This is a genomic window from Desulfotomaculum sp., from assembly GCA_003513005.1.
Lineage (GTDB): Bacteria > Bacillota > Desulfotomaculia > Desulfotomaculales > Nap2-2B > 46-80.
Genome location: DOTD01000079.1, coordinates 1 through 6317, shown reverse-complemented (window position 1 = coordinate 6317; position 6317 = coordinate 1). Strand labels below are relative to the sequence as shown.

The window sequence follows — 6317 nt, the reverse complement described above, 5'->3', positions numbered from 1 at the left end:
CCCCTGGCTGCTGCTGCCGCCGTATCGCTAGTAGGTCGCACCCCGTGCGGGTGCGTGGATTGAAACCAAGCCCCTGGAATACCTTGCCATAAACTGTATCGTCGCACCCCGTGCGGGTGCGTGGATTGAAACGGATATCGTGATTGCGATTGATATATTCGGAAAGAGTCGCACCCCGTGCGGGTGCGTGGATTGAAACTTGTTCAGCTGCAGAAACTTGGCACTGCTGCTGAGTCGCACCCCGTGCGGGTGCGTGGATTGAAACAGGGGTGCGGGCAGAAGAAAGCTATGGCAGAAAGTCGCACCCCGTGCGGGTGCGTGGATTGAAACCGTTGCCTGCTCCGGTAACGGTTTCGCCAACGGTGTCGCACCCCGTGCGGGTGCGTGGATTGAAACCCTTATTTGGTACCGCTATTGCAGTTATAACCGGGCGTCGCACCCCGTGCGGGTGCGTGGATTGAAACACTTTCACTATCAAAATAGATTCGGACACGTGGTCGCACCCCGTGCGGGTGCGTGGATTGAAACACCTAAAGCTTTTAAACTAGTAGCGTAGTAGTTTGTCGCACCCCGTGCGGGTGCGTGGATTGAAACCTTGCAAAGTCCTACATACGCCCCGAATATCTCCAGTCGCACCCCGTGCGGGTGCGTGGATTGAAACGTTATCTGCACATCCTCTTTGTTCTTGATGTGCGTCGCACCCCGTGCGGGTGCGTGGATTGAAACACTGGTCATCGGCGGCCTCCTTTGGCTGCCAGAGTCGCACCCCGTGCGGGTGCGTGGATTGAAACAGGCTCTCCGGGTGCAGTTGTCGATGCTTTTTGTCGCACCCCGTGCGGGTGCGTGGATTGAAACCGAAAGAGAACTTGCCGTTACAAAAGAACAGGAAGTCGCACCCCGTGCGGGTGCGTGGATTGAAACTATGGGTGTAGGTACAATTAACGACTTTTTCTTGTTAATGGCAAGCGCCCGTCTGCCCCGTTTTAAGTCTTGTAAGCGGTCTTCTCAGAAAGTCTCATGTTCCTGCCTGATACTCCTGGGCGGCCTTTCATAAATGCCGATGACAGGCTTACGTATAAAAAATTGTTTGTAAAAAATGGTTGCTTAAAAATTATATAAGTTATATTATGAAAATGCGGACACTAATTGAGTATCATTAGTTTACCTATAATATCCCATTTATTAAATCATTACAGATATTGCTGTCTAACAATCAAAGCACAGAACATATCCGCACATTTTCTAACCAATTAAAAAAAATGGGAGGAAGGCCGCATGAAAAAGAAAGTGGCTGTTGTGTTAATAGCAGCGCTTTTTTGCGCCGCAAGCTACCTGGTGTATTCATATTTCATTAAAGAGAAAGAGCTGCCCGGCCTGCAGGCTACCGGGACCATCGAAGTGACACAAGTGGAACTTCGGGCTAAACTATCCGGCACACTGCGGGATTTTATAATTACCGAAGGCGAGCGGGTGAAAAAAGACCAGCTTGTGGCAGTAATTAATAGAAATGATTTAATTGCCCAGAAAGAAAGAGACGCCCTGGGTGTTTTAGAGGCCCAGGCGCAGCTGGACGATCTGACTTCCGGGGCAAGGGAGCAGGAAATCAAGGAAGCTGAAATTGCCGTCGATACCGCCCAGACAAACTATGACCAGGCTGGCAGGGATTACGAAAGAGTAATGGCCCTATACCAGCAAAAAGTGATTCCCGAGTCGGAAATGGAAAAATCGGAAACAGCTTATAAGCAAGCCCAAAACCAGCTTGATACCGCCAAGAACAGGCTGAGCCTCTTATTATCCGGCAACCGTCCGGATAAGATTAAAACCGCCCGGGCGGAGCTGGAGCGAAGCAAAGCTATCTTAAAAGCATCCGGGGCGCTGGTGGAAGACACCAAAATCATCACCCCGATTAACGGCACGGTACTTTCCAAAAATGTCGAAAATGGCGAAATGGTTCAAACCGGAGCCTCTGTAGCGACCATTGCCGACCTGAACAACATGTGGATCAAAGTTTACATCCCCACGGACGACCTGCCCAAAATTAAACTGGGACAGCAGGTAATCTTTACGGTAAGCGGGGGTTCCGTAAAATATACGGGGCAAATTGAAGAAATAGCCTCCCAGGGGGAATTTACTCCAAAAACAATTCAAACCAAGAAAGAACGTACCAATATCGTTTACGCCGTAAAAATAAGAATAAAGAATGAAAACGGCGTTTTAAAGCCCGGCATGCCCGCGGATGTAACGATTTTGTAAGGAGCGCTAAAGGGAGAGTGAAAGCGTGATTGAAGCCCGCCAGTTAACCAAAATGTTCGGTCTCCTTGCGGCGGTAAACAACGTTTCAATAGAAGTCAGGCAAGGGGATATTTTTGGCCTGGTCGGACCTGACGGCGCCGGCAAAACAACCCTGCTCCGGATGCTCTGCGGACTGATCACCCCCACCAGCGGCGCCGTTGCTTTATTTGGCGGCGGGCAAAAAAATAACCGTAAGTCTGCCGGAGTATTTGGTTATATGCCCCAGCGTTTCAGCCTTTACGGAGATCTGACAGTCTGGGAAAATATCCATTTCTTTGGTTCCCTGTATGATCTAAGCACAAAAACAATCCGCGAGCGGGCTGATGAAATCTTAGAAATGACTGACTTAATTGAATTTAAGTCTCGTTTAGCCGACAACCTTTCCGGAGGAATGAAGCAAAAGCTTGCTCTTACCTGCGCTCTGGTGGCCAGGCCAAGTTTGATGATTCTGGATGAGCCGACCTTTGGAGTAGATCCCCAATCCCGCAAAGAATTCTGGAAAATATTGTATCGGCTGAATAGAGACGGTGTGACTCTTCTTGTTTCAACTCCCTACATGGATGAGGCGGAACTCTGCAAAAAAGTGGCCCTCATGGACGGGGGGAAGATTGCGGCGGCAGGCGCCCCGGATTTCCTAAAAAGCCAGATTCCGCAAAAAATCTTGGAAATCAAGGCGGACGTCAAAGATCTTGATTTTCTTGAAAATCTCCCGGAAGTGGTGGAGGCCAATGTTTACGGCGACAGGTGCCACGTGTCCGTAAACGATACTGAAAGGGCAAAAGCCGGAATAACCAGCCTGCTTTCCGAAAAAGGAATTCACATTATCAGTTTTGAAGAAATCACTCCTTCCATGGAAGACGTTTTTGTATCCCTTACCGGGAAAGAGGCGGTTTAAATGGAATACGTCGTGACCACCCGCGAACTGACCCGTGTTTTTGGTTCCTTCGTTGCCGTCAATAAGATATCAATGAACATCAAGCAGGGGGAAATATATGGCTTCCTCGGACCGAACGGCTCGGGAAAATCGACTACAATCCGGATGCTGTGCGGCATCCTGGAGCCCACCTCCGGCTCCGGTACCGTGCTTGGCTACGACCTAGCCAGGGAAGCGGAGAAGATTAAGCGCAAAATCGGCTACATGTCGCAGAAGTTCAGCCTCTATGATGACCTGACGGTTTATGAGAACCTGGACTTTTATGCGGGTGTCTACGATATTCCGCGCCGCGAGCGCAAAAAAAGAATCCCCGAAATGATCGAAATGGCTATGTTAAAAGGCAGGGAGGACGAGATGGTGGTCAACTTGAGCAGCGGGTGGAAACAGCGCCTGGCGCTGGGATGCACCATTATTTCCCGACCGTCCATATTATTTCTAGACGAGCCTACCAGCGGCATCAGCCCCACCAGCAGGCGCCAATTTTTTAAAATCATCCAGAAAATGGCCGGCGAAGGCACAACCGTCATGGTGACCACTCATTTCATGGATGAAGCCGAGCATTGCTATCGCATCGCTTTTATCGCTGAAGGAAACCTTATCGCGGATGACACGCCGGAAAATCTGAAAAATAACGTTATCCAGGGGTGTCTGGTGGAAATCAGCCTTCCCGACGCCCTGTACAAAGTTGATGATCTGGAAAAGCTCCCTTATGTAAAAGAGTGCTCTATCCACGGTCCCCTTCTGCATGTGCTGCTGGAATCCCAAAACCGCATCGAAGAATTGGACCGGTACACCGGAGTTAAAGCGAAAATCATTAAACCTTCCCTGGAAGATGTTTTTATCTTCCTGGCCAAACAGAAAAAAGGCGGGTGACCTGGATGAACAAAATCTTAGCTATTATGAAAAAAGAAGTGCTGCAAATGATGCGTGACCGGCTGACCCTGGCCATGGTCTTCGCGCTGCCGATGATCCAGCTGCTTTTATTTGGTTTTGCCATTCAAACCGAGGTCAAACACATCCCCACCGCTGTTTTTGACCAGTCTATGTCTGCCGAGAGCAGGGACCTGCTGGATGCCTTCAGATCTTCCGGCTATTTTGACATAACTTACAACGCGGGAGGTTATACTGAAATAACCAGCCTGATTGACAGCGGCAAGGCCAGAGTCGGCATAATCTTTCCGCCGGATTTCAAAGAGAAATTAAAGAAGGGGGAGACAGCAGCGGTCCAGGTTCTGGTGGACGCCACCGACAGCATGGTTTCGGCCACGGCTATCGCCACAGCCAATTCTATCGGTCTGTTAAAATCACAAAGAATTATCATCCAGAAAGCCCAGATTCAAAACATACCTTACGATATCAGGGTGCGGCCATGGTACAACCCGGACGGCATTACTGCTTACTACATGGTCCCGGCTATACTTGGGATCATTGTGACTATGACTATGGTCATCATGACCTCCGCAGCTATTGTCAGGGAACGGGAAAGAGGCACCCTGGAACAGCTCATGGTTGCTCCGATCCGGTCCTTCGAACTTATGATCGGCAAAATCATCCCCTATATAGCGCTAGGCTACATTCAAGTTACTGTCGCCCTGCTGGTCGGCGTTACCGTATTCGGCGTGCCCATCCGGGGCAGTCTGATGGAGTTATACGAGCTGACTCTTTTTTTTATCACCGCTTCTCTTGGTGTGGGCATATTGATCTCCAATATTGCCAAAAACCAGATGCAGGCCTTCCAGATGTCTTTCTTTTTCATGCTGCCAAGTATTCTTTTATCCGGCTTTATGTTTCCCAGAGAGGCCATGCCGGTTATAATCCAGTATATAGGAAACTTTATCCCCCTCACTTATTATTTAATAATTATCCGGGGAATCGTCCTGAAGGGAATCGGTTTTTTCTACCTGGTTCCCCAAGTCGCGGCGCTGCTGATTTTTTCCGTAGTATTGACCACAATCAGTATTTTAAAGTTTAAGAAGAAAATTGCTTGAGCAGGCAGGTATGAAAAATGGAAACAGATTATAAAAAGAGAATAACCGGGGCTTGCAAAGAACTGGCCGCAGTGCGCGGTTTTTCGAGGGTAACAGTGGACGAACTGGCGGCGCACATGGGTATGAGCAAAAGGACAATCTACCGCCACTTCAAGAACAAGGAAGATATCGTTCACTCTGTAATAACAGACTTTTTATCTATTATGGAACAAAAAGTGCGCCAGGCCCTTTCTTCTTCAGACGATCCCGTTGAGAAGATTGCCGGCGTAATCAGAGTTGTTACTGAAAATGTTAAGTTGTTCCAGCCTCTGGCCTTGTATGATCTGCAAAAATATTACCCTCATCTATGGGATAAAGTTGAACAATTCCGGGCGGAAAAAATCCAGCAAAATTTTGAAAGCCTGCTGTTAAACAACGAAAAGGGATATTTCCGGAAGGTCAACCCCAAAATTTTTACCACTGCCTTGATGGTCGGCATCAGATCCGTGATTAATCCTGTTTTCATTATGGAAAACAACCTGTCCCTGGAAGAAAGCATTAATTCGCTTTTTAATATATATTTATATGGAGTTGTAGAAGATACCGGGCGCCACTGATACAGTGGTGAATGAAGAGGCGTCAAGCAATGAATAAAGGCGCCATCATTGAGCAGGGTAATCACGAGGAACTTCTGGCTGAAGGCGGCTTTTACGCCGAACTCTACAACAGCCAGTTTACCGGCCGGCAACTGGCTGTGGGATCAGGCTTCCACTTCGTTAAATCATTTGTTAGCATACACAAGACATTTCTTATATACTACCAGGGGAAGCAAAAAGAAATATTCTCCTGCTTCTCCCTGCTTTTCATAAATTCTGGGACAGGTTGCTACATGTTATATTTAAAAAATATGGTAACTATAACTACAGAGATGAGTATTAAAGATTTCTGAAAACATTAAATAACGAATTCGCCCAATATTTGGAGATTCCTCTTTCGGTGCGAGAGGTAGGCGATCATGTTGCGTTTCATGTGGGAGTTAACGTCCCTCAAGGTCTTTCGGATCAGATTCTCATTACCGGAAAGGACGACAATGATCCATTCCTGGACCAGGGGCCGCGTGTGGC

General features: G+C 48.2%; 6 protein-coding genes and 1 CRISPR repeat array. All 6 genes read left to right on the top strand.

All coding sequences use genetic code 11. From position 1 onward, the window contains the following. Positions 1-34: 34 nt before the first annotated feature. A CRISPR array of direct repeats spans positions 35-921; the repeat unit is 32 nt; unit sequence GTCGCACCCCGTGCGGGTGCGTGGATTGAAAC. A 354-nt stretch (positions 922-1275) separates the two neighbouring features. The 6 genes from DEH07_10095 to DEH07_10070 are packed head-to-tail and all read left to right on the top strand — an operon-like array spanning position 1276 to position 6142. Next, entirely contained in the window at positions 1276-2253 is a 978-nt protein-coding gene (locus DEH07_10095) for a secretion protein HlyD (protein ID HBY04846.1), read from the top strand. A 25-nt stretch (positions 2254-2278) separates the two neighbouring features. Continuing rightward, complete coding sequence (locus DEH07_10090) at positions 2279-3187, top strand: ABC transporter ATP-binding protein (protein HBY04845.1); 909 nt, start codon at positions 2279-2281, stop codon at positions 3185-3187. After that, a complete protein-coding gene (locus DEH07_10085; GenBank protein ID HBY04844.1) occupies positions 3188-4099 on the top strand; it encodes an ABC transporter ATP-binding protein in 912 nt (303 codons plus the stop codon). Positions 4100-4104: 5 nt separating this feature from the next. Next, on the top strand, positions 4105-5214 hold the full coding sequence (locus DEH07_10080; protein HBY04843.1) for an ABC transporter permease: 1110 nt from the start codon (positions 4105-4107) through the stop codon (positions 5212-5214). A gap of 17 nt (positions 5215-5231) precedes the next feature. Further along, complete coding sequence (locus tag DEH07_10075; GenBank protein ID HBY04842.1) at positions 5232-5810, top strand: TetR/AcrR family transcriptional regulator; 579 nt, start codon at positions 5232-5234, stop codon at positions 5808-5810. A gap of 29 nt (positions 5811-5839) precedes the next feature. Then, positions 5840-6142 carry a hypothetical protein gene (locus tag DEH07_10070; GenBank protein HBY04841.1) on the top strand — a complete coding sequence of 101 codons (303 nt, stop codon included), beginning with the start codon at positions 5840-5842 and terminating at the stop codon, positions 6140-6142. Positions 6143-6317: the final 175 nt, after the last annotated feature.